Consider the following 566-nt stretch of genomic DNA (forward strand, 5'->3'; position numbering starts at 1 on the left):
TCGATTTCCCAGCGATGGCTGTAGAGCTCGACGATGTCTGCTCCCGGAAAGCGCATCGGGTCGACCATCGAGGTCAACACTTGGCGCTCCTTGCCGTTGAGGCTGCGGGTCAGCAAGCGGGCTTCCACCGTGTCAGGCAGTTGCGGCCACTTCTTCCTCGCCTGTGGACTGGTCTTGAGCTGCACCAGCACATCCTGACGCCCCAGCTTGCGTACCACCTCGTATTGCGTGCCCTTTTTGAGCGGCAGCAGCCAGTGCCGCTCGCTGCCAGCAGTTTGCCAGGCGTGTAGCAGACCTAGGGAGTAAAACCCCTTGTCGAACAGGGTCAGCGAGTGGTCCGGTGTGCGTGCAATGAGCTGTTCGGCCAGCGCCATCTCGTTGATGGCGCAGCTCTCCATGGCAGCCTGAACAAGCAGATGACTGGTCAGCTCCATCTGGCAGAGCATGCGTACCTGAGGATAGGCTGTCTCGCCATGCTGGGTGCCGGGCTTGGCAAACGCGGCGGTATTGTCCGGAGTATCGGGGGTTCGCCACATCACGCCATCGACGGCGAGCAGTTGCAGCCC

The 566-nt window shown here is 61.7% G+C and carries 1 protein-coding gene; it reads right to left on the minus strand.

What is annotated here, in order from left to right:
* On the minus strand, positions 1-566 hold a 566-nt coding region (locus PG888_RS23100), incomplete at both ends, for an IS4 family transposase (RefSeq protein WP_270816060.1).

It is taken from the genome of Aeromonas sp. QDB23 (genome assembly GCF_027707745.1).
In the GTDB taxonomy this organism is placed as follows: domain Bacteria; phylum Pseudomonadota; class Gammaproteobacteria; order Enterobacterales; family Aeromonadaceae; genus Aeromonas; species Aeromonas allosaccharophila.